The sequence below is a fragment of the Pseudomonas sp. 273 genome (genome assembly GCF_029201425.1).
Taxonomy (GTDB): domain Bacteria; phylum Pseudomonadota; class Gammaproteobacteria; order Pseudomonadales; family Pseudomonadaceae; genus Pseudomonas; species Pseudomonas delhiensis.
Map to the genome: position 1 here is coordinate 3,456,697 of NZ_CP116775.1, position 23,145 is coordinate 3,479,841.

The 23,145-nt window shown below is 73.1% G+C and carries 15 protein-coding genes and 1 pseudogene; 1 reads left to right on the top strand and 15 read right to left on the bottom strand.

Going from position 1 to position 23,145, the window contains the following annotated elements; genetic code table 11:
• Positions 1-25: 25 nt before the first annotated feature.
• Genes PKO50_RS15985 through PKO50_RS16005 form a run of 5 tightly spaced genes read right to left on the bottom strand, consistent with a single transcriptional unit; the run spans position 26 to position 4,455 of the window.
• On the bottom strand, positions 26-772 hold the full coding sequence (locus PKO50_RS15985) for an ABC transporter permease (RefSeq protein ID WP_275630485.1): 747 nt from the start codon (positions 770-772) through the stop codon (positions 26-28).
• Between the two features lie 11 nt (positions 773-783).
• Positions 784-1,983 (bottom strand): ABC transporter substrate-binding protein, encoded by a 1,200-nt coding sequence (locus PKO50_RS15990; protein WP_275630287.1) that lies wholly within the window; start codon positions 1,981-1,983, stop codon positions 784-786.
• Entirely contained in the window at positions 1,949-2,785 is an 837-nt protein-coding gene (locus PKO50_RS15995) for an ABC transporter ATP-binding protein (protein ID WP_089393673.1), read from the bottom strand. The genes PKO50_RS15990 and PKO50_RS15995 overlap by 35 nt, the downstream gene beginning before the upstream one ends.
• Positions 2,782-3,846 (bottom strand): acyl-CoA dehydrogenase family protein, encoded by a 1,065-nt coding sequence (locus PKO50_RS16000; RefSeq protein WP_275630288.1) that lies wholly within the window; start codon positions 3,844-3,846, stop codon positions 2,782-2,784. Before PKO50_RS16000 ends, PKO50_RS15995 begins: the two co-directional genes overlap by 4 nt.
• Before the next feature lie 54 nt (positions 3,847-3,900).
• On the bottom strand, positions 3,901-4,455 hold the full coding sequence (locus PKO50_RS16005) for a carboxymuconolactone decarboxylase family protein (protein ID WP_275630289.1): 555 nt from the start codon (positions 4,453-4,455) through the stop codon (positions 3,901-3,903).
• Positions 4,456-4,559: 104 nt separating this feature from the next.
• Here PKO50_RS16005 and PKO50_RS16010 point away from each other — a divergent pair, with 104 nt between their 5' ends.
• Entirely contained in the window at positions 4,560-5,477 is a 918-nt protein-coding gene (locus tag PKO50_RS16010; RefSeq protein ID WP_109937016.1) for an AraC family transcriptional regulator, read from the top strand.
• Here the strand turns inward: PKO50_RS16010 and PKO50_RS16015 are convergent.
• The 10 genes and pseudogenes from PKO50_RS16015 to PKO50_RS16060 form a co-directional block, all read right to left on the bottom strand.
• Positions 5,459-5,920: a chorismate-binding protein gene (locus PKO50_RS16015; protein ID WP_275630486.1), complete on the bottom strand. Its 462-nt coding sequence runs from the start codon at positions 5,918-5,920 to the stop codon at positions 5,459-5,461. The genes PKO50_RS16010 and PKO50_RS16015 overlap by 19 nt on opposite strands.
• Positions 5,863-6,873 (bottom strand): annotated as a pseudogene (locus PKO50_RS16020) (chorismate-binding protein); the annotation flags it as partial. The pseudogene PKO50_RS16020 and the gene PKO50_RS16015, both read right to left, overlap by 58 nt.
• The gene (locus PKO50_RS16025) at positions 6,870-7,190 is read right to left on the bottom strand and encodes an isochorismate lyase (RefSeq protein WP_089393678.1); all 321 of its coding nucleotides are present in this window, start codon (positions 7,188-7,190) and stop codon (positions 6,870-6,872) included. The gene PKO50_RS16025 and the pseudogene PKO50_RS16020, both read right to left, overlap by 4 nt.
• A 23-nt stretch (positions 7,191-7,213) precedes the next feature.
• On the bottom strand, positions 7,214-7,987 hold the full coding sequence (locus PKO50_RS16030; RefSeq protein ID WP_275630290.1) for an alpha/beta fold hydrolase: 774 nt from the start codon (positions 7,985-7,987) through the stop codon (positions 7,214-7,216).
• The gene (locus PKO50_RS16035) at positions 7,984-9,099 is read right to left on the bottom strand and encodes a saccharopine dehydrogenase NADP-binding domain-containing protein (RefSeq protein ID WP_275630291.1); all 1,116 of its coding nucleotides are present in this window, start codon (positions 9,097-9,099) and stop codon (positions 7,984-7,986) included. The genes PKO50_RS16030 and PKO50_RS16035 overlap by 4 nt, the downstream gene beginning before the upstream one ends.
• Entirely contained in the window at positions 9,096-14,510 is a 5,415-nt protein-coding gene (locus PKO50_RS16040) for a non-ribosomal peptide synthetase (RefSeq protein WP_275630292.1), read from the bottom strand. Before PKO50_RS16040 ends, PKO50_RS16035 begins: the two co-directional genes overlap by 4 nt.
• Entirely contained in the window at positions 14,507-17,998 is a 3,492-nt protein-coding gene (locus PKO50_RS16045) for an amino acid adenylation domain-containing protein (protein WP_275630293.1), read from the bottom strand. The genes PKO50_RS16040 and PKO50_RS16045 overlap by 4 nt, the downstream gene beginning before the upstream one ends.
• Complete coding sequence (locus PKO50_RS16050) at positions 17,988-19,748, bottom strand: ABC transporter ATP-binding protein (protein WP_275630294.1); 1,761 nt, start codon at positions 19,746-19,748, stop codon at positions 17,988-17,990. The genes PKO50_RS16045 and PKO50_RS16050 overlap by 11 nt, the downstream gene beginning before the upstream one ends.
• On the bottom strand, positions 19,745-21,475 hold the full coding sequence (locus tag PKO50_RS16055) for an ABC transporter ATP-binding protein (protein ID WP_275630295.1): 1,731 nt from the start codon (positions 21,473-21,475) through the stop codon (positions 19,745-19,747). Before PKO50_RS16055 ends, PKO50_RS16050 begins: the two co-directional genes overlap by 4 nt.
• The gene (locus PKO50_RS16060) at positions 21,468-23,111 is read right to left on the bottom strand and encodes an AMP-binding protein (RefSeq protein ID WP_275630296.1); all 1,644 of its coding nucleotides are present in this window, start codon (positions 23,109-23,111) and stop codon (positions 21,468-21,470) included. Before PKO50_RS16060 ends, PKO50_RS16055 begins: the two co-directional genes overlap by 8 nt.
• Positions 23,112-23,145: the final 34 nt, after the last annotated feature.

Sequence of the window (23,145 nt, forward strand, 5' to 3'; positions counted from 1 at the left end):
ACGCAGCGCCGGCAAAATGCACTGGCTAGCCCAGGCGCCGGCGGTACAGGCTGCGCGCCAGGGCGTCGAGGGCGAAGCCCAGGGCGCCGATCAGCAGGACCATGGCCATCAGCTCCGAGTAGGCCAGGCGGTCGCGGGTGTCGAGGATGTAGTAGCCCAGCCCGGCGCTGACGCCGAGCATCTCGCAGGGCACCAGGACGATCCAGAGGATGCCGATGGCCAGGCGCACGCCGGTCAGCACGTGGCCGAGCACGCCGGGCAGGATCACCTTGCGCAGGGTCTCCCAGGGCGTGGCGCTGAGGCTGCGCGACAGCTGCAGCCAGCGCGGGTCGAGCTGGCGCACGCCGGCGGCGGTGTTGAGCAGGATCGGCCAGACCGCGGCGAAGGCCAGCAGGAAGTAGATCGGCTGGTCGCCCACGCCCATCAGCATCACCGCGATGGGCATCCACGACAGCGGCGAGATCATCCGCAGGAACTGGAAGGCCGGCGTGGTCGCCGCCTCCAGGTGCCGCGAGGCGCCCACCAGCAGGCCCAGGGGCACGCCCACCGCCAGCGCCAGGAGTAGCCCTAGCAGTACGCGCCTGAGGCTGACCAGCACGTGCTCGTACAGCTCGGGGCGGCCGAGCAGTTCGCCCAGGCTGGCGAAGGTGGCCCCGGGCGCGAACAGCTGCCCCAGGCCGTCGCCGCCGAACAGGCGCACGCCGGCCCACCACAGGCCGAGCAGCGCCAGCAGCCCGGCCAGGCCCAGCAGCCAGTGGCGGCGGCCGGACAGTACGGCAGGGCTCACGTGGTGATCTCCTCGCTGCGCTCGAAGCTGTCGGGAATGCCGAAGGCGGCCAGGCCGCCGACCTGGGCCAGGGCGTTGCGCACGAAGCGATCGTCCACCAGGTCCCTGGCGGTCTGCGCCGGGTCCAGCGCGGCGAGGAAGCCCTTGTCGCCCTGGATCAGGGTGTCCTTCAGGCGTTTCACCAGTTCCTCGGTGTAGCTGGGGAAGGGATACGGCTGGAAGTCGATGCGCTCCTCGTGCCAGTCGGCATGGCGGATGGCGCCGTCGGCCAGGTATTTCTCACGTTCGCTCGGCGCCGGGGCCAGCACCCGGCCGAGCACTTCCGGCGCGTGCGGGGTGTAGCGGTTGGCGCCGTCCCTGGACAGTAGCTTGGCCGCCTCGGCGCGGTTGTCGCGGGTCCACAGCTGGGCCTTGACGATGGCGTTGACCACCTTCTGCGACCACTCCGGGCGGCCGTTCAGGTCGTGCTCGTGCATGAACACCACGCAGCAGGCGTGGTTGCGCCAGACGTCGCCGGTGAAGCGCTGGATGCGCCCGACCTTGAGGTTCTCGGCCAGGGCGTTGAACGGCTCGGCGACTATGTAGCCGGCGATGCGCTTGCTGGCCAGGGCCGGCGGCATGTCCGAGGGCGGCAGCACCACCAGGTTGACCTCGTTGGCGGCGAGCGGGGCGTTGGCCGGCCTGCTCACCGCCACCAGGCCGTTGTCGCGCAGCAGTTGCTGCAGCACCACGTTGTGGATCGAGTACCAGAACGGGATGGCCAGGCTGCGCCCGCCCAACTGCTTCACCTCGCCGATGTCCGGCGCCACGGTCAGGCCGGAGCCGCCGACGTGGTTCCAGGCCACCACCCTGGCCGGCACCTTGCTGCCGTAGCGGGCCCAGACGGTCATCGGCGAGAGCAGGTGGATGACGTTGACCTGGCCGGAGATGAAGGCCTCGATCACCTGCGCCCAGCTGCGCAGCAGCACCGGGCGCTCGGCCTTGATGCCCTCGGCCTCGAACAGGCCGTTGGCGTGGGCCACCAGCAGCGGCGTGGCGTCGGTGATCGGCAGGTAGCCGATGCGCACCGGGGCGTCCGGTTCGCTGGCGGCGCGGGCGCGCAGGCTGGTCAGCAGCGGCAGTGCGCCGGCCGCGGTGAGCAGCGCACTGAGTTTCAGAATGTCACGTCGAGAATGAGTGGGATCGTCCAGGCACATGGGCAGCCTCCGGCGCAGTCGTGGGGTTCGCGTGGGGTCGGCTCGCCCGCCGTAGGGTTCTGAGAATCTCGACCCGCAGCGCGCCCAGTTCCTCGACCAGCTCCGCACGCGGGTGCGGCAGGTCGATGCGCCACTCGCCCAACGTCCGCGCCGGGGTGTCGCCCAGTAGCAGGATGCGTTCGGAGAGCAGCAGGGCCTCGTCGATGTCGTGGGTGATCAGCACCGCGGCGGTGCGCCGCTCGCCGATCACCCGCAGCAGCAGTTGCTGCATGTCGGCGCGGGTCACTTCGTCCAGCGCGCCGAAGGGTTCGTCCAGCAGCAGCACCTGGGGCTGCCGCGCCAGGCAGCGGGCCAGCGCGGTGCGCTGCGCCATGCCGCCGGAAAGTTGCGCCGGCGCCAGGTGCCGCGCGTGCTGCAGGCCGACGTCGGCGATCGCCTGGTCGACGCGCTGGTGCAGGCTGGCCTTGTCCAGCTTCGGCTGGCGGGCGAAGTCGAGGCCGAAGGCCACGTTCTTCTCCAGGCTCAGCCAGGGCAGCAGGCTCGGGTCCTGGAAGGCCACGGCGACCCGCGGGTGCGGGCCGTCGATGGCCTCGCCGAGCAGGTGCACGCTGCCCGCCGCCGGCTTCTGCAGCCCGGCCAGCACCCGCAGCAGGCTGGACTTGCCGACGCCGCTGGGGCCGAGGATGGACACCACCTCCCCCGGCGCCAGGCTCAGCTCGAAGCCTTCCAGCACGCTGCGCCAGGCCTTGCCCTCGGGGTAGCCGAGGGCGACGCCGGCGGCCTGCAGCAACACCTCGCTCATGCCCGCGCCTCCTGGCGCTGCAGCTCGGCGCGCAGTTGCACCAGGCTGGGCGTGACGATGGGCACGAAGGCCGATTCACGCCAGCGGCGGGCGAAGGCCGCGCCGTGCTGGCTGAGGTAGGCCTTGCCGCCGCTGGCCTGCAGCTCCAGCTGCACCGCCGCCGCGGCGCCTTCGGCCAGGCCGATGCGGATGCGGAACAGGCGCGCCGGTTCGCTGCCGAACTCGCCGCTGGCAAGGCCGGCGCGCAGGCGCTCGACCAGGGCTTCCAGCTCGCCGCGCAGGCGTTCCTCCTCCTCGCGCAGCACCGAACGGCTGCCGCCCAGGTGCTCGCGCACCGCCTCCAGCGCGCGGCGCGTGAGGCCGATGGTCATGGCGCACTGCAGGCCGAGGAAGGCCGGGCGCACCTGCGGCAGGTAGCGCCGGGCGTCGTCGTGCAGCAGCCACTCGCGGGGCAGCTGCACCGCGCTGAAGTCCAGGGCGGCGGTGTTGCTCGACTGCAGGCCGAGCAGGCGCAGGTCGTCGGAGCGGCTCAGGCCGGCGCTGCCCGAGGGAATGGCCGCCACCAGCGGCGCCGCGCCCTCGCGCTCGATGGCCGCGGCCACCACGAAGTGGCCCTTGCGCAGGTTGGTCACCCAGGGCAGGCGGCCGTCCAGGCTCCAGCCATCATCGGCGGCGGGGCTGGCCTTCACCTGCAGGCTCTCGATGCCGGAAAGGAACTTCATCGCGTTGGACAGCCCGGTGGCCCCGGCCAGGCGGCCGTCCAGCAGCTCGCCGAGCAGGCGCTCGCCCAGCTCGCGGTTGGGGCTCTGCAGCAGGTATTCGATAAAGGCGCGCTGGCCCCAGAAGACGAAGGCGGCAGTCAGCGAATGGCCGGCCACCGCGGCGATGGCCTCCACCGCGTCGAGCAGGCTGCCGCCGGCGCCGCCGCGCGCCTCGGGCACGCCTATGCCGAACAGCCCGGCGCCGGCCAGTTGCGGCAGCACCGACTGCGGGTCGGCCTGGCCGAGGTCGAGGGCCTCGGCCTGGGCATCGAGCCAGCGGCTCAGGGTCGGATCGAGCATGGTCGCTCTCCTGTCGGCGGGCGGCGGCACGGCAGCCGCCCGGTCATGGGAAACTCAGGCCTTTTCCCAGCGGTACTTGCCCAGTTCGGGGTTGAGCGGCGTCTGCGCCAGCACGTTGGCGAAGTTGCACAGGGTCGCCAGGCTGATGCCCAGCAGCACCTCCAGGGCGTTGCCGTCGCTGAAGCCGGCGGCGCGGAAGGCCGCAAGGCCGGCGTCGCTGACCGCGCCGCGGGTGGCGATGGCCTCGCGGGCGAAGGCGGCCAGGGCCTCCAGGCGCGCGTCCGGCAGTTCGCGTTGTTCGCGCAGGGCGGCTATCACTTCCTCGGGGAGCCTGGCCTTGTTGGCCGCCACCGCGGTATGCCCGGCCACGCAGAAATCGCAGCCGTGGGTGGTGGCGGCGATCAGCTGGACCACCTCGCGCTCGGCCAGGCCCAGCTCGGCCTTGGCGTTGAGGCCGGAGACGGTCACGTAGGTCTCCAGCGCCGCCGGGGCGTTGGCCAGCACGCCGAGCAGGTTGGGAATGAAGCCGGAGTTCTTCAGCGCGTTCTCGAGGAACGGCCGGGCCGCTTCCGGGGCGCTGTCGAGGGTCTGGATGGGCAGGCGGGACATGGTTCGACTCCGTGTACGGTAGGTGTCGAAAAAGTCTGTTGGTAATAAGAAAACCGTTCAATATTCTAAAGTCGCTATCACTTGCTCCAGAGTCTTTTCGTTAGATGATTTCGTCGAGCCCCCTTGTCGATTGGTTATTAGACAGCCTGGAACTGGACGCCAGCCTGTTCCACGTGGGCCGCTACTGCGGCGGCTGGCACGCGTCCACCCAGGGCCTGGCCAGGGCCAGCTTCCACCTGGTGGTGCAGGGCCACTGCTGGCTGCACCTGGAGGGCGAGGCGCCGGTGCGCCTGGACGGCGGCGATGCCGTCTTCCTCCTGCGCGACCTGGCCTACCGGCTGTCCGACGCCGCCAGCGCCGAGGCCGCCGCCTGCCAGCCGCGCCAGGCCATGACCGCCCTGGAGCTGCAGGCCGAGGACGGCGTCGGGCTGGTCTGCGGCTTCTTCCATTTCCACTCGGGGCTCTCCGCGCTGATCATCGACGCCCTGCCCGCCTACCTGGTGCTGCGCGCCGACGAGCCCTCGCAACGCGCCGCGCGCAGCCTGTTCGAACTCATCCTGGAGGAATGCGCGCGCCAGCCGGCGCCCTCGCAGCAACTGCTGGAGCGCCTGAGCCACCTGCTGTTCCTCTACGTGCTGCGCCAGCAGGTGCTGGACAACCCCGGCCTCGGCGGCCTGGTGGCCCTGGCCCGGCAGCCGCAGTTCGCCGGCCTGCTGGAAAGGATGATCGAGCAGCCGCAGTTGCCCTGGACACTGGAGGACATGGCGGCCTGCGCCGGGCTGTCGCGCTCGGCCTTCTTCAAGCGCTTCAACGAAACCTGCGGGCAGTCCCCCGGCCAGGTGCTGCTGGCCCTGCGCATGGGCCAGGCCTGCCGCCTGCTCAAGGCCGACCAGAGCGTGGCCGAGGTGGCCGCGGCGGTCGGCTACCAGTCGGTGGCGGCCTTCACCCGCGCCTTCCACAAGAGCACCGGACAGCAGCCGGGGGCGTACCGGCGCAGCCGCGATCAGGGCAGCCGCCGCTGAGGGGCCTCCACTGGCGGGGCCAGGGCGTCCTGCATGGTACGCAGTTTCAGGCAGGTTTCCCGGTACTCGGCCTGCGGCTCCGAGGCGGCGACTATCCCGCAGCCCGCGAACAGGTGCGCCCTGTCGCCCCGCAGCAGGGCCGAGCGCAGTGCCACGCAGAACTCGGCGTCGCCCGCGGCATCCAGCCAGCCCACCGGCGCGGCGTACCAGCCACGGTCCATGCCCTCGTGGCGGCGGATGTAGTCCAGCGCCGCCTCGCGCGGCAGGCCGCCCACCGCCGGGGTGGGGTGCAGCGCCGCCACCAGGTCGAGGATATCCACCCCCGCACGCAGCCGCCCACGCACGGGGTCAGCAGGTGTTGCACCCGCGCCAGGCGATGCAGGCGCGGCAACGCCTCGATGTCCAGCCGTTCGCAGTAGGGCGCCAGGGCTTCGCGCAGGCACTCGACGACCAGTGCATGCTCGTGGCGGTCCTTGGCGCTGTTCAGCAGCGCGGTGCCCAGGCGCGCGTCTTCCTGGGGCGTTGCCCCGCGCGCCAGGGTGCCGGCCAGCGCCACGGTGTCCAGTTCGCCCCCGGCGACCCGCAGCAGGCGCTCCGGGGTCGCCCCGAGGAAGCAGGCGCCGCCACGGTCGAAGGCGAACAGGCAGGCCGTGGGGCCGGCCTGGGCCAGGCGCTCCAGCACCTGGCCACAGGGGAAGCCGCCCACCGCCTGCAGGCATACTTCGCGAGCCAGCACCACCTTGCGCAGCCCACCCTGGGCGATATGCGCCACTGCCGCCGCCACCCGCGCCTGCCAGTCACGGGCGTCCAGCGTCTCGCGCGCCACCGGGGCTTGCGCCAGGGCGGGACAGCGCGGCCGGTGGAGGTAGCGGGCGAGCAAGGTGCTCCATTCGGCGCGTAGCTCACGGACCGCGGCATCGACGTCGGCATCCGGCTCCAGCCAGCGGCTGAAGGACAGGAAGGAGCGCCCTGCCCGGCGCAGGTAGAGGATGCGCGGCAACACCAGCGAGGTGGCGGCGAAGGCGCGCCAGTGTGGCGCCGTCGGCGCCTGGGCGTCGAAGGCGAAGCCACCGCACAGGCGCGGCGGGCACGGCCCGCGCCAGGCCATGCGGGCCAACAGCTCGCGCCAGATGTCGGCGCTGGCGGCGAAGCGCCCGGCCGCCGGCGGGCTGACTTCCTGGGTACAACTGAAGCCGGCCATGGCTTCGGTGCCCTCTTCCGCCCGCCACAGCAGGCTCTGGCCGAATACCTGGCGGTTGGCGGCGAACAGCCGCATGGCGTCGAGTTCCGCACAGGCCGTGGTGCCGACCGCCAGTACCGGCCACCCCTGCTCGCGGGCCTGGCGCGCGGCCGCCGCGAAGGCCGCCCGCAGTTCGTCGAAGGTATCCGCGTTCATGCCTGCCCGTCCTCCTCCAGGCCGTTCCGACGGCGCCAGTGGCGTACCTGCTGGTCGATGTTCCACTGGATGATCTGGGCATACAGCGGGCCGACGAACGCCGGGTCCAGCCCGGCGGCGCGGGCCCAGGCGCGGCGTTCGGGCAGCATCGCGGCGACCCGCTGCGGCGCGGCTATGCTCGCCTCGTCCGGCTTGAAGCGGGCCGCCGCCTTGACGTAGGCCAGGCGCCGGCCGAGGGCGGCGATGATCTCGCGGTCGAGGCTGTCGATGCCCAGGCGCACGTCGTCGAGGCTGGCGCATTGTTCCGGGGTCTTCATTGCGTTCGCTCCTTGCGATGGGTTCAGGGCCACAGTTGCCAGGCCGGCTCGCGGTAGCTGGCAAGCCAGCCGCCTATGTGTTCGAGCACGGCGCGGCGCTGCGCGCGCAGGTAGGAATGGCCACCGGCGAAACGCCGCACGTCCAGCCCGCAACGGCTGGCGGCGGCCCAGGCCAGGGCCTCGTCGTCGTTCACTTCCCCGTCGTCCTCGCCCAGCAACAGCGAGACCGGGCAGTCCAGTGGCTCGACACGCTCGCGCCGGTAGCGCTCGATCAGCCGGTAGTCGGCCCGCAGCGCCGGCAGGAACAGCTCGCGCACGGCCGGATCGTCCAGCGCCGAGGGCGCGCCATCGGACTGTCGGCACACGTCCGCCAGCAACGCCGCGTCCGTCTGCAGGTGCAGGCTGCCGCCGCGCTGGCGATGGGGCGGCGGGTGGGCGGAGACGAACAGGTGCAGGGGCGCCCGACCGCGCGCCTGCAGGGCCAGGGCGATCTCGTACGCCAGGGCCGCGCCCATGCTGTGGCCGAACAGGGCCAGCGGGCGCTCGTCGAGGCCGGCGCAGGCATCGGCTATGCATGCGGCCATGGCCTCCAGGCTGGTTGCCATCGCCTCGCCGTGGCGCTCCTCGCGCCCCGGGTACCGGGCGGCCAGCAGCTCCACGTCCGGCTCCAGGTGCCTGCGCCAATCGCGGAAGAAGCTCGCGCCGCCGCCGGCATGGGGCAGGCACAGCAGGCGGAAGCCGGGGTTCGGCAGCCCGGGGAAACGGCGCAGCCAGGGACTTTCCGTTGCCTGTCTCATAGCGCGCCCTCCTCCACCGGGCAGGCATCCGCGGCGGCCTCGCCCTGGCCCAGTCGCAGTTCGGGCAGCCAGGCCCGCAGCCGTTCCAGGCACTCGCCCGGCGGCAGCACCTCGGCGGCGAAGTGCAGCCCCGCCGGCAAGCGCTCCAGGCACTCCACGGCAAAGGCTGCCGTCGCGGCCGTCAGGCGCGAGCCATCGCCACCGAGCAACCAGGCACTACGCTGCACGTCACCCTCGCCACTGCGCCCTCGCAGCTCCACGGCCAGCACCTGGTAGGGCGTGCGTCCGGCGGCATCCAGGCGGCTGGCGGCGACCAGCCCGGCGATCGCTCCGGCCCTGTCCTCCCCCGGCCCGCCGCGGCCCTGGATACGCCGCAGGCAGGCCAGCAGCTGGCCGTCCTCGAACAGGTTGAAGGCGCAGCCGCTGGCCACGCCCAGCGCGGCGAACAGCCGCCGGCCCTCCGCGCCCAGGTAGGGCATGGCCAGCAACTCCCGGTTGCCGAGCCAGGGTCGCCGCAGCGCCTCGGCGGGCGCGCCGTTCCAGGCGATCGCGCGGCCATCGCGCCAGGCCTGCCGGGCCCGGCCGAAGCCATGGGCGGGGTCGAGGCTGAGCAGGAAGTCTTCGGCAGCGCTGGCGGAAAACACCCCCAGGCCACCGGCATAGCAGCGCATCTCGTCGATCCGCTGCAGGCCGGCGGCCAGGTAGCGCGGCAGCAGCCCGGACAGCCCCGGCAGCATGCCGGCCGAGAGCAGCGCCCGGCGGCCTTCGGGAACCCGGCCAGCGAGGCGCTGCCAGAGCGGGTCGTCACCCCCGACGTCCAGGTAGTCGGCGCCTGCCGCCAGGGCCACCCGCGCCACCCGGTCGAGCACCCGGTAACTCGGGCCCGCGCAGTTGAGCACCAGGCGGCAGCCGTCGACGAAGCCACGCAGCGCGCCCTCGTCGTTCAGGTCCAGGGCATGCGCCTGCACATCGTCCTGTTCGGCGGCCAGGCGCTGCAACACCCGCAGGTCGCGCCCGCCGATGCGCAACGGGTGCCGCGACCGCAGCAGGCGAACGACTTCACGGCCGACGCTGCCGCTGGCGCCCAGCAGGCCTATGGGGTCGCCATTCATGCCAGTGCCTCCTGCCGTTGCTTGCAGGCCCGCGCCACCGCCTGGACGTGGGGCGCCTGCATGCAGCTGAAGTGGTCGCCGGGCACGTCGACCACCTGCAGGCGGCCCAGGCACAGCCCGCGCCAGTAGGCGCTCATGTCGCGGTGCATGCCCGGCAGCACCTGCACTTCGCCGGTCTGGCGGACGAACAGCATGTCGCCGTCGTAAGGCGTGGCCTGGTGCAACGCCACCGCCGCCAGGCTGTGGCGCAACACGCGCAGTTGCTCGCCGAGCCAGTCCAGGTCGCTGAACTGCGAGCCGGCATGGCGCATGGCGCGGGCGATGGCCTGCAGGCGCTGCTCGGGCGAACATGCCGCCAGCCTGCGCATGGCCGCCAGGGCGTCGCGGGTCTGCGGGCGCTCCTCCAGTTCCTGCCATACGCCCCGCGTCACCCGCCCCGGGGTACGCCGCAGGGCCTCGGCGATGGCCTGCTCCAGGCCGACCTCGTCCATCGGGTAGCCCAGCTCGCGGGGGTCGGCCTGCATGACCCGGGCGAACACGTATTCGGCCAACAGGTCGTCTTCGATCAGGAAAGGCACGCGGTAACTGCTGATCACCGTCAGCGCCTCGACCGCCACGCCCCGCGCCTTCAGGCAGGCCGCCAGCTCGCTGGCCAGCAGGCCGCCCAGGCAATAGCCGACGATGCTCAGGCTACGGTATCCGGCGGCTTCCAGGGTGGCGGCGTAGCTTTCGGCCAGGCGGCGGATGGCCTGCTCCGGCGCCAGCGCCAGGTAGGCGGCCACGTCGGCCAGCACCAGGCCGTCGGCGCCGCCTTCCAGGGCAGCGAACAGCGCACGGTAGGGCGCCAGGGTGCCGCTGCCATCGTGGACGAAGATGCGCTTGTGGCCTTCCCCCTGTTCGCGGATCGACACCAGGGGCGAACCCGGCCGCGCCGCATCGCTGGCGCGGACGAAGTCGGCCAGCGCCGCCACCGTCGGCTGGTTGATCAATTGGCGTAGCAACTGGTCCCACTGCACGCTGCGCAGCTGCGGCAGGCGCTCGCGCAGGCGGCCGACCACCTGGGCCACCAGCAGCGAGTCGCCGCCCAGTTCGAAGAAGCCCTGCTCGCGCCCCACCGCCGGCACCCGCAGGGTTTCCCGCCAGACCTCGGCGATGGCCCGCTCCAGTTCGTCCCGCGGCGGCTCGCCGGTGGCGGTCGAGCGCTCGGCGCCCTGGGCGCGCAGCGTGGCCAGGGCCTGCCGGTCGACCTTGCCGTTGGCGGTCAGGGGCAGCTCGTCGAGCACCAGCATTTCCGCCGGCAGCATGTACTCCGGCAGGCGCCGCGCCAGGTGGGTGCGCAGGGCGACGGGCTCCAGGCGCTGGCGGTCGGCCTTGAAGCGGGCGATGAACAGGTGCTGGCCGATGCAGGACATGGCCTCCCCGGCCTCCGGCAGGCATAGCGGCGCCTCGGCCCCGGCCTCGGCCAGCAGGGCCTGCCATTGCTCGCGGCGCAGGAAGGTGGTGTCCAGCTCGCGGCGCAGGTCCTCGAACTCGGTGAGGCCCTCCTTGAACTCCATGGACGCCATGATCTGGTAGGTGTCGCGGGTGGCCTCGATGAACACCAGCCAGCCACCGGGCGCCAGCATCCGCCGCAGGCGCGCCAGCACCCGGCCGGCATCGCGGGCGTTGTGCAGCACGTTGGCGCAGAGGATCACGTCCAGCGAGTTGTCGGCAACGCCCTGGCGCCAGGGCTCCTGGTTGAGGTCGAACAGGCCGTAGCGCACCCAGGGATAGTCGGCGAAGCGTTCGCGGGCCTCGTTGAGGAAATACTGCGAGAGGTCGGTGAACTGGTAGTCCACCGGCAGCCCCGCCAGCGCCGGGATCAGGTCGCAGCTGGTGCCGCCGACGCCGGCGCCTATCTCCAGAAGGCGCAGCGGCCGTTCGGCGTCGAAGTCGGCGGCGATGCGGCGCAGCGCGGCGCACACCGCTCGGTTCAGGTACTGGCTGATGAGATTGCGCCGGTAGGCGCCGTCGGCCACCTCGGTGCGCCCTTCGGGGAACAGCAGGTGCAGCGGGTCGAGACGGTCGCTCATCAGCTCGGGCAAGCGCTCCTGGCTCTCGCGCAGGTAGCGCAGCACCTCGGCGCCCCAGCCCACCCGGGGCTCCAGTTCGCCGATGCGCGCCCAGGCCTGGCGCAACCCGGCGTCCGGCGCCTGCAGCCCGTGGTAGCCGCCACGCGCCTCGTCGAAGGCCAGCAACCCCTCCTCCACCAGGGCTCGCAACCAACGCCGGATCAGCCGCTGGTTGCGCGGCGCCACTTCACAGGCCCGGTAGATGTCGTCCAGCGAATGCCCCCGTACGCTCTCGTCGAACAGCCCCGGCCGTTTCAGCGCGGCGGCCATGGCCAGCAGCGCGGCGCGCTCGACCTGCTCCGACATCTCGCGGATCTCGCACGGGTCCAGGCCGCCGCTGACGCCCTGCCCCGCCGCCCGCGCCTGCTCGGCCAGGCCCTCGGGCCAGGGCGCGGGCGCCGCGGGCTCCGCACGGAGGAAGGCCACCAGGCGCCGCTCCAGGGCATCCTCGCCCTGGGCCACGACCACCGCGGATTGCACGCCCGGGTGCTCGAGCAGTGCGCTCTCCACCTCGGCCAGTTCGATGCGGTGGCCGCGCACCTTCACCTGGAAGTCCTCGCGACCGAGGAACTCGATGCTGCCGTCCGCCAGGTAGCGCCCCAGGTCGCCGGTGCGGTATAGCCGCTCGCCGCTGACGGGGTGGCGGATGAAGCGCTCCGCGGTCTTCTGCGCATCGCCCAGGTAGCCCAGGGCCAGGCCGTCGCCGGCGATGTAGAGTTCGCCGGCCACGCCGTCCGGGCGGTCGCGCAGACGCTCGTCGAGCACATGGAAGCGCTGGTTGGCCAGCGGCCGGCCGTAGGGAACGCTGCGCCAGTGCGGCGGCACCTCGTCCAGTGGCTGGATGATCGACCAGATCGCCGCCTCGGTGGCGCCGCCCAGGCCCACCAGGCGCAGGCGCGGCAGCGACGCGGCGCTCTCCGCCGCCAGGTTGAGCGGAATCCAGTCGCCGGAGAGCAGCGCCAGGCGCAAGCGCTGCGGGGCCGCCCCGGGTTCCGAGCGCAGGTAGTGCAGGAGCATCTGCAGTTGCGCCGGCACCGAGTTCCACAGGGTCACGCCCTGCTCGCGGGCGCAGGCCGCCCAGTGGGAGGGGTCGTTGCGCCGCCGGGCATCCGGCAGCACCAGCGTGGCGCCGGCGGCCAGCGCGCCGAAGATGTCGTAGACCGACAGGTCGAAGCCCAGGCTGGCCAGGCCGAGGATGCGGTCGTCGGCATCGACCTGGAAGCGCTCGTTGATGTCCGCCAGGGTGTTCAGCGCCGCCCGGTGGCTGATCATCACCCCCTTGGGCGTGCCGGTGGAGCCGGAGGTGTAGATCACGTACGCCAGTTCGTCCGGCCCCGCCGCAGCGGCCGGCAATGGCGCACCGGCATACGGCTGCAGGCGGTCCACGGCGAGCGTCTGGACGATCCGCGCCGGCCAGGCCAGGTGCCCTTCCAGCGCCGAGTGGGTGGCCACCCGCCACACCCCGGCGTTCTCCAGGATCAGCTCGCGGCGCGCTTCGGGCTGGCTGGTGTCCAGCGGCAGGTAGGCGGCGCCGGCGCGCAGGATGCCGAGCACGGCGACCACCTGCTCGATGCCCTTGTCCATGCACACCGCGACCCGCTCGCCGGGCTGGCAGCCGGCGTCGAGCAAGGCGGCGGCCACCGCCTCGGCGCGCGCGACCAGCTCGGCGAAGTCCAGCCGCCGATCGCCCTGCACCAGCGCCGGGTGTCGGGGCGCCAGGCGCGCCCGGGCGAACACCGGCTCGTGCAACAGGCCCTCGGGCAGCGGCGCATCGGTCTGGTTGGCCAGCTCGCGGGCCAGGCGCTGGGTGGCGGGCAGCTCCAGGCAGTCGTCCAGCGCCCAGGCCGAGGGTTCGCGCGCCAGGCGCAGCAACAGGGCGCAGAAGGCATCGAACATGGCGCGCAGCACGGGTTCGGCAAAGGCGCCTTCGCGGTAGTCCCAGTTCACCCAGAGGCCGCCGTCGCGCTCGGAGACCTGGCAGTCGATCAGCACCTGGGGCGTCTGGCTGATGCCATGGACCAGCTCGGCTCCGGGCATGAAGGGGCCTCGGCCGGCCTCGCCGCCGGCGCCCAGGGTGCTGGTGAAGGCGTAGGGCAGCAGCGCGGCATCGCGGCCCCGGCGACGCGCCAGTTCGCGCAGTACCTCGATGCCGGAGAACAGCCGGTGGTCCATGTCCTCCCACAGGCGCGCCTGCAGTTGCGCGGCGCGCTCGGCGAAGCTGCCGCCCTGGCGGGTATCCACCTGCAGCACCTCCACCGAGCTGAAGTCCCCCACCAGGCGTTCCACCTGCGGGTGCAGCGCCAGGCGGTTGAGCAGCGTCAGGCTCAGGCAGAAGTCGCCGCGCCGGCTCCAGCGCCCCAGGGTTTCCGCATAGGCGGCGAGCACCGCGGCGGACACCCCGATGCCGGCGCCGGCGGCGTTGAGGCCGAGGGCCCGGTAGTCGCGCTCGTCCACCTGCAAAGCCAGGCGGCGGAAGCGGGCCCCCGGCTGCGCGTCGGCCATGGGCAGCTCGGGCGCGCCAGGCAAGCCGTCGATGCGGGCCAGCCAGTAGTCGCGGTCGCGGCCGTAGCGCGGCCCTTCGCGCAGGCGGCGCTCGGCCAGGACGTAGTCGCGGAAGCTGATCCGCGCAGGCTCCGCCAGGGAACCGCCGTGGTACAGCTGGTGCAGCTCGCCGAGCAGCAGGCGCACGCTCTGGTAGTCGCACACCAGCAGGTCCACCGACAGGTGCAGGCGGTCGCCGTCGGCGCCGCGGCTGACGCACAGTTCCACCAGCGGCCAGCACTCGGGGCCGGCGCGGCGCAGCTCCATGCGCTCGCGCAGCTCGGCCAACCGCTGGCCCTCGGCATCTCGCAGGTGCTCCTGCAGCCGGTAGTACGGCACCTCGGCCAGGATGCGCTGGTGGCCCTCGGCGCTGACCACCGCGCGGAGCATGGGATGGCGCTCGATCAGCTGGTTCCAGGCCCGCTCCAGGCGCGCCACCTCCAGGCCGGGGAAGGAGAACTCCAGGTAGCCGTGGCAGGCGACCCCGCCATGGGCGAAGGCGGTGCTGCGGCCGAGCAGATAGGCGGCCTGCACGTCGGTCAGTGGGAAGGGCTCCCCCTGCTCCGCCGGGTCGCCCTGCAGGGCCTGCTCGCGCTCCGTCGCCAACTTGCCCAGCAGTTCGTCGCGGGCCTCGCGCAGGCGTTGCAGCAGAGCCTCGTCCAGGGCCCCGGCCGGCGCCCGGTAGCGCAGCAGGCCGTTCTCTTCCCACAGCTCGACGCCCAGCGCGTCCAGTTCATTGCGCAGTTCATGGATGTTCATAGTGCCCCCTCCTGCAACGGGTTGACGGACGCCTGCCGCTGCGCCTGCCGGGCCGCCACCAGGGCGGCCTGGGTGGCGACGCTGGCGGCGCCGAAGAAGTCCTTGAGCGTCAGTTCCACGCCGAATCCGCTGGCCAGGCGCTCGATCAGCCGGGTGGCCAGCAGGCTGTTGCCACCGAGGGCGAAGAAGCCCTGGTGGCGGCCGACCCACGGCACCTCCAGGAGCGCGCGCCAGTGGCGGGCGACCTCGGCCTCCAGTTCGCCGAGCGGCTCCTCTTCCGCCGCCGGGGCGCTGCCCTGCAACTGCTCCTGCAGCAGCCAGGCCAGGGCCTTGCGGTCCACCTTGCCGTTGCCGCTCAGGGGCAGCCGCGGCAGCGCGAGGATGCGCTCGGGCAGCATGTGCGCAGGCAACCAGTCGCCGGCCCAGTCACGCAGCTGCGCTTCCTGCGGCGTCTCGCGGCCGCCAGCGGGCACCACCGCGGCGACCAGGCTGGCCCGTGCGCCGGGCAGCACCAGGGCCACGGCACGCGCCAGTGCCGGATGGCGTTCGAGGGCGGCCTCGACCTCGGCGAGTTCGACGCGGTGGCCGCGCAGCTTCACCTGCTGGTCGACGCGGCCGAGGAACTCCAGGGTGCCGTCGGGCCAGTAGCGGCCCAGGTCGCCGGTGCGGTACCAGCGTTCGCCGTCGTGCTCGACGAAGCGCTGGAGGGTCAGCGCCGGTTGCCCGCGATAGCCCAGGGCGACGCCGGCGCCGCCGATCCACAGCTCGCCGGCGACCCAGTCCGGGCAATCCCGGCCGAGGCCGTCGACCACCCGGTAGCGCTGATTGTCCAGTGGCCGCCCGTAAGGGATCGAACGCCACTGCGGCGGCACCTCCCCGACTTCCTGGAAATTCGACCAGACCGCCGCCTCGGTAGCCCCACCCAGGGCCACGAAGCGGCAGCCGGGGGCGACCTGGCGCAGGCGCGGCGGCAGGTCCAGGCCGATCCAGTCACCGGAGACCAGCGCCAGGCGCAGGCCGCCCAGCCCGAGGCCGCCACGGTTGCGCAGCAGCAGCATGTCGAGCAATGCCGGCACCGAGTTCCACAGGGTGACGCCGTGCCGGCGCAGCAGCTGCAGCCAGTGCGTGGGCTCCTTGCGCAGGGCCTCGTCCGGAAGCACCAGGGTGCCGCCGACGCCGAGCACGGCGAAGAGGTCGAACACCGAGAGGTCGAAGTCCAGGGCCGAGACGCCGAGCAGGCGGTCGCCGGCCGTCAGCCGGTAGCGCCGGCGCAGGGCATCCAGGGTGTTCAGCGCGGCGCCGTGGGCGACCTCGACGCCCTTGGGCTCGCCGCTGCTGCCGGAAGTGAAGATCACGTAGGCGGTGGCCGACGGCTCCACCGGCAGGGGCTTGGCCAGGGGTTCGAAGGCCTGGCTGTCGGCCAGCTCGCGCACCACCGTGACGGCCGGCCAGGTGCCCTGCCCGGCCCGCTCGGCGTCGGTCAGCACCAGGCGCACGCCGGCCTGGCGCAGGATGGCCGCGCGCCGCGCCGGCGGCTGTTCGATCCCCACCGGGACGTAGCACGCGCCGGCGGCAAGCACGCCCAGCACGGCGATCACCTGGCCCGCCCCCTTGGGCAGCGTGATGGCCACGCCGTCGCCGGCCGCCACGCCCCATTCGCGCAGCGCTGCGGCCAGGCGCAGGGCAGCTTCGGCCAGTTCGGCGTAGCTGTACTGGCGTTCCTGCTCGTCGTGGGCCACCAGGGCCAGGTTATGGGGGTTGTTCCGCGCCTGGGCGAAGAAGCCCTGGTGCAGCACGCCGGGCTCCAGGTCCGCGCGGGTGTCGTTGACCTGGTAGCGCACCTGCGCTTGCGCCGCAGGCAGTTCCAGCGATACGGGTTGGCCCCAGTCCTGCTCGGGCAAGCCCTCTATCAGGCGCTCATAGGCGGCGAACATGGCTTCCAGCAGGCCGTCGGGAAACAGCCCGTCGACCGCGTCCCAGTTCAGCAGCAGGCCCTCCTCCAGCGGGTAGGTCTGGTGGTCGAGCCAGACCTGGGGCGTCTGCGACAGCGCCCAGCCGGGACGGCCGAGGGTTTCGCGGCAACGCGCGTCCACCAGCGGCTCGCCCAGGTTGCAGGCGAACACCACGGGGGCGCCCAGGCCTTCGCCGTCCTGGCGCTGGGCCAGCTCGCGCAGCACCTCCATGCCCGACCAGGCCGCGTGGCCCAGGTCCCGGTGCAGTTGCGCCTGCAGGGCGGCGGCCTGCTCGGCGAAGCTGCCCGCGCGGGAAAGGTCCACCTCCAGCAGCACCAGGTTGGAGAAGTCCGCGACCATGTGCGCCACGCCGCTGTCCAGCGGCTGGCGGTCGAACAACGGCAGGTTGAGGACGAAGCGCTGGCTGGCGCTCCAGCGCGCCAGGACCTGGGCGTAGGCGCAGGCCAGCACGCTGGCGAGTGTCAGGCCATGTGCCCGGGCGCGGGCTTCCAGGAGCGCCAGGCGCGGCTTCTCGAGCAGCAGTTGGAGGCGGCGGAAGCGCGGCCGGCCAAGACGCTCCGGGGCCTCGGCCAGGGGGAGCTGCGGCGGGCCGGGCAGGCTGTCCAGGCGGGTGCGCCAGTAGTCGCGGGCGCTCGCCAGTTGCGGCAGGCGCAATTCGCGCTGGGCGGCCAGATAGGTCGGGAAATCCATGCCCAACGCCGGCAGCGTTCCGCCCTCGCCACGGTAGAAGGCCGCCAGGTCGCGCAGCAGGATGGCGAAGCTGAGCACGTCGGCGACCAGCAGGTCGAGGTTCAGGTGCAGCCGGCCGCGCCCATCCGGCAGCAGGCTCAGTTGCAGGTCGAAGACCTGCCCGGCGGCGACGTCCAGGCAGCGCTGCGACAGTGCCTCGCGCAGTTGCGCCAGGCGCGCTTCGCGTTCGGCCCCGGCGAGGCGGCGCAGGTCGTGCACGCGCAGGCCGGCCCAGGCCGGCTCGCTGCGGATGCGCTGGCGGCCGTCGGCCAGGAACTGCGCGCGCAGCATGGCGTGTCGCTGGCAGAGCGCGCGCACGGCGCTTTCCAGGCGCGGCGGGTCGAGTTCGCCGCCGTCCAGTTCCTGGTACAGCTGACAGGCCACCCCGCCGAGGCTGCGCTGCTCGTCGCGGCCCAGCCAGTATGCCTGCTGCAGGGGCGTCAGTTCGAAGCCGTCGCCGACCGCGGGCGTGGCCGGCTCCGCCGCGGCCACCGCGCCGGCGCACTCGGCGAACAGGCGCAGCCAGGCCTCCAGGGTCGGTCGCTCCATCAGCTCGGCGAAGCCGACCCGCACGCCATGGCGGGCCAGTAGCGTGGGCAGGCGCATGAGGTTGATGGAATCCAGGCCCTGGTCGATCAGCGACAGTTGCGCGTCGATGGCCGCGGCGTCGCAGCCCAGGGCCGGCGCGAGCCAGTCGCGCAGGCTGTGTGGATCGGTGCCGGCGAGGTCGTCGCCGGGGTGCGCCCGGGGTGAATGAGCGCATGCCAGTGCTGGGTTATCGTTCATGCTGGGCAGTCCTTGCGGAAGCGGGGTGGATGGGGCCACGCAGGCGCCAGCGGTTGACCGCTTCGCGCTCGTGGAACAGCTCTCGATAGCGGCCCGGCTGGGCCAGAAGCTGACGGTGGGTGCCGCGCTGCACCAGGCGGCCCTGGTCGAGCACGAGGATCTGTGCGGCCTGTTCGGCCAGGCTCGGCCGGTGGGTGGCCAGCAGCAGCGTGTGGCGGCCGGCGAGGCCGAGCAGCAGGCGGTTGATGCGCGCCTCGCTGGCCGGGTCCAGGGCTGCGGTGGGTTCGTCCAGCAGCAGCACGGGGGCGCCCTTGAGCAGCAGGCGGGCCAGGGCCAGGCGTTGCCGTTCGCCACCGGACAGGCCGTTCCCGGCCTCGCCCAGGGGGCTGCGCCAGCCTTCGGCCAGGCGCCTGGCGAGGCTTTCCAGGCCGCAGGCGCGGGCCATCGACAGCAGCGTCGCGTCGCTGGCCGCGGGGTCGCCCAGGCGCAGGTTGTCCAGCAGGCTGCCGGGCAACGGGGCGCAGTCCTGGGGCAGCAACGCCAGGCTGCGGTCGCGCTCGGCGGCAGCGATCTCGCGCAGGTCGACGCCCCCCAGCAGCACCTGGCCTTCGTCCGGGTCGGCACAGCGCGCCAGCAGACGCAGCAGGCTCGACTTGCCGGCCCCCGAGGCGCCCACCAGCAGGTTGAGCGAGCCGGGCGCCAGGTCGAACTCGATGCCGCAGAGCACCCGGCGACCCTGGCGCACCAGGCCCAGGCCGCGCGCCTGCAGGCGGTGGTCGGCCGGAAGCCGCGGCCGGGCGGGCTCGGGCAGCGGCGCCACCTGCAGTACCTGGCGTAGCTGGCGCAGGCCATGGCGGGTCTGGCGCAAGGTGGCGCCCAGGTTGACCAGGGTGCCCATGGGCTCCACCAGGCAGGTCGCCAGCAGCCCCAGGGCGAGGAACTCCGTGGCCGCCAGGTGCCCGCCGAGCACCGCATGCAGCCCGCCCAGCAGCAACAGTGTGTACAGCGCCTGCAGCGCGCCGGCCAGGCCCAGCGCCGCCGGGAAGGTGCGCCAGTGGGCTCGGCGCTGGGCGCGGCGCTGTTCGTCGAGGGCCCTTTCGAGCAGTTCGAAGCCGGCCTCGGTACGCCCGCTGACACGCAGCAGCGCCTGCTGGCGGACGAACTCCAGGACCCGCGCCGCGGCCTCGGTGCTCGCCCGCTCGCTGCCCTCCTCGGCCTCGCCGCCCCAGCGCACGCCCCAGCGGTAGAACAGCCACAGCGGCAATGCCGCCGCCAGCCCCGCCAGGGCCAGTTGCGGCATCTGCAAAGCCAGCACGGCCAGCAGCGCGAGCGGTGTCAGCAGCGCATTGAGCAGCGGCTGCAACAGGTGCGCCGGCACGCTCATCACCTGCAGCACGTTGTAGGTCACCAGGCGGTTGAGCTCGGCGCCGCGGCGCTCGACGAACCACTCCAGGGGGATCCGCGCCAGGTGCTGGCCAAGACGCCGGTTCAGCCCGCGGGCGGCTTGCGCGCCGGCGCGATAGCCAAGCAGCTGGGCATGGCGGCGCAGCCACAGGCAAGCCATGGCCAGCACGGCGAAGGCCAGCGGCCAGTGCCATGCCGGTGCGCCGCCGAACAGTTCGGCGAAGGCCAGCGGCAGCAGGCCCAGGGCAACCCCCTGGGCGCTGGCCGCGGCGGCCATGGCCAGCACCGCCAGGCGCAGGCGGCGAGCCTGGGCCGGCTCCAGGCAACGCAGCAGTTCGACGATCATGCGCCGCCCCCCTGCTCCGCCGCCCACAGCCGGGCGTAGGCGCCGCCCTGCTGCAACAGCGCTTCGTGGCGCCCCATTTCCAGCACCCGGCCACCGTCGAGCACGACGATCCGATCGGCATCGCGCAGGCTGGCCAGTCGGTGCGCGATCACCAGCACCGTGCGCCCGGCCGCCAGCACCGACAGGGCCTGCTGGATCGCCGCTTCGGACTCCGGGTCGGCCGCAGCGGTGGCTTCGTCCAGCACCAGGATGGGGGCATCGGCCAGCAGCGCACGGGCGATGGCCAGGCGCTGCCGCTCGCCGCCGGACAACGCCTGGCTGCCGTCCAGCACGGTGGCGTAGCCCTGGGGCAATTGTTCGATACGCGCATCGATCTGCGCGGCCCGCGCCGCGGCCCTGACTTCGTCGAGCGTGGCCTCGGGCCTCGCCAGGCGCAGGTTGTCCAGCACGCTGGCGCGCAGCAGGCGGACCTCCTGGAAGACGAAGGCGACCTGCCGGTACAGGGTGGCGTTGTCCATCTCGCGCAGGTCCACGCCGCCGATGCGGATGGCGCCGCTGCTGACGTCGGCGAAGCGCGGCAACAGGCTCGCCAGGGTCGACTTACCGGCGCCGGATTCGCCCACCAGGGCGGTCAGGGTGCCCGGCGCCAGCACCAGGTCGATGCCGTCCAGGGCCAGGCCACCATCGGCGTGCCTGAGGCTCACCGCTTCGAAGCGCACTTCGGCACCCTGCGGCTGGCGCGGTGATGCCGGCTGCGGCAGCGGCGCGGTGGCCAGCAGCTCGCCGATGCGCCGCGCGGCCTCGCGGCCCTGGACGATGGCGTCGCCGCCGTGCCCCAGCGCCGCTACGGGCGCAGCCAGGGCCGGGCCGAGCAAGGCGAAGGGCAGCAGTTGCACCGGCTGCAGCTCACCTGCGAGCACCAGGCCGCTGCCGGCCAGCAGCACCAGGGCGATCATCAGCAGCGGCGAGAGCAGCACCTCGACGCTAGCGCCCAGCCCGGCCCAGCGCCCGACCCAGGCGGCGAAGAAGCGGGCGAAGTCCTCCACAGCGACGAAGAAGGCGCCCTGCACCTGCCCGGAACGGCCGAAGGACTTGACCATTGCGATGCCCTGGACGAACCCCAGGGTCGCCTGGGACAGGCCGCCGATGGCGGCCCCCAGGGCCTGGCGGTCGGCGCGGTAGACAGCCGAGCGCAGCGCGGCGAGGCGCCACAGCGCCAGCAGCGGCGGCAGCAACACCACCAGGGTCATGCGCCAGTCCTTCAGCACCAGGTAGGCCAGGCAGGCAGCCGGCGCCACCAGCGCCGCGGCGAGGTTGTTGGGCAGGTGCGCCACCAGGTGATGCAGGGCGCCGACGTCGTCCACCAGCACCCGGTTCAGCCGCGCCAGGTTGCGCCCGGCATACCAGCCCAGGGGCAGGCGCCCGAGGTGGACGGCCAGGCGGCGGCGCAGGTGCAGCTGCAGGTCGCTGTCGGCCAGGTGGGTCATGTGCAGTGCGCAACTCAGGCCCAGCAGGCGCAGCAGCAGCGCGGCGGCGCCGGCCAGGGCCAGGAGCGGCGCCCGGGCGTCGTCGAGGCTGCCGGCCAGCAGCGCCGGCGCCAGTTCGGCCAGGGCGACGAAAGGCAGGATGCCGGCCAGAGCCGACAACGCCTGCAACGTCACCGCCAGCAGCAGGCGGCCGCGCACCGGGCGCAGCAGTACCGCCAGAGGGAAGCCCGCCTCAGCCACGCGCGCACGCCTCCCGCGGGGTGAAGTACTGTTGCTGGAGGGCCTCGCGCAGGTGCCGCCGGCTGACCTTGCCGACACCGGTCTGCGGGAAGGCCTCGATGAACTCGAAGCGGTCCGGCAGCTTGAACGCCGCCAGTCCGCAGCCGCGCAGGTAGGCCTTGAGTTCACCGGCGGCAGCCGGCGAGCGGCGGATCACGAACGCGCAACTGCGTTCGCCGAGGAAGCCGTCGGGCATCGCCACCAGCGCCGCATCCAGCACCGCGGGGTGGGCCAGCAGCAGGTTCTCCACCTCCTCCGCGGCGATCTTCTCGCCGCCGCGGTTGATCAGGTCCTTGTCGCGCCCTTCCACCACCAGGTAGCCGTCGGCAGTCAGCGCCACCCGGTCGCCGGAGCGGTAGAAGCCGTCGGCCGTGAAGCACTCGGCGTCCTGCCCGGGGTTCCGGTAGTAGCCGCGGATGGTGTAGGGCCCGCGGGTCAGCAGCAGGCCCACCTGCCCGGGCGGCAGGTCGTTGCCCTGCTCGTCCACCACCCGCACTTCGTCCGCCGGCGACAACGGCCGGCCCTGGGTGCGCAGCAGGTGCTCGGCGTCGTCGTCCGGGCGGGTGTAGCAGATCAGCCCCTCGGCCATGCCGAACACCTGCTGCAAGCGGCAGCCCAGTGTCGGCTCGACGCGCCGCGCCGCCGCCTCGCTCAGCCGCGCACCGCCCACCTGCAGCAGCAGGCCGGGCAGGCCGCGCCCGCGGACCTCGGCCGCCTCCATCCAGACCAGGGCCAGCGGCGGCACCAGGGCGGTATGGGTCACGCCCTCGGCCTCGACCAGCGGGAAGCAGCATTCCGGCGTCGGCTGCGCCGCGGTCACCACCCGCCCGCCGCTGTACAGGGTGCCCATGAAACCCGGGCAGCACATGGGGAAGTTGTGCGCCATGGGCAGCGCCGCCAGGTAGGTGCTGTCCGGCCCCAGGCCGCACAGCTCGGCGCTGGCACGCAGGTTGTAGAGGTACTCCCGGTGCCGCCGCGGAATCAGCTTGGGCACCCCGGTGGAGCCGCCGGAGAGCTGGAAGCAGGCCACCGCGTCCGGCGTCGGCCCGGGCAACGCCAGGGGCTCGGCCTGGTAGAGGTCGGCCAGGGCGACGAACTCCTGCGCCTCACCGGCCACCAGCACGTGGCGCAGTTGCTTCTGCTCCGCCTGGAGCCGCCGCGCCAGGGCGCGGAAGTCGAAGTCGCCGGCACGATCGGTGCAGATATAGGCGCGGGCCTCGGCGAAGCGGCAGAAGCTGGAAAGCTCCAACTCGCGGTGCGCCGGCAGAGCGAAGATCGGCCGCGCGCCAAGGCGGTACAGGGCGAAGCAGGCCTCGACGAAGGCGATGCCGTTGGGCAATTGCAGCAGCACGTTGTCGCCAGCGCGCAGGCCCAGGCCGTGCAGGCCGGCGGCCAGGCGCTCGACCCGCGCGTCCAGCTCGCGGTAGCTCAGGCGCCGCTCCCCTTCCACCAGTGCCTCGCGCTCGGCGAAGCGCCGGGCGGCTTGGCGCAGCAGGCCGGAGAAGGTTTCCTCGCGCCAGTAGCCGGCGTCCTGGTAGCGCCGGGCGAATGCCTCGGGCCAGTCGGGGCAATCGGTGCGGTCGTCGCCAATGGTCATCTTGCTTCCTCGCTTTTTGCGGACATGAGCGGGC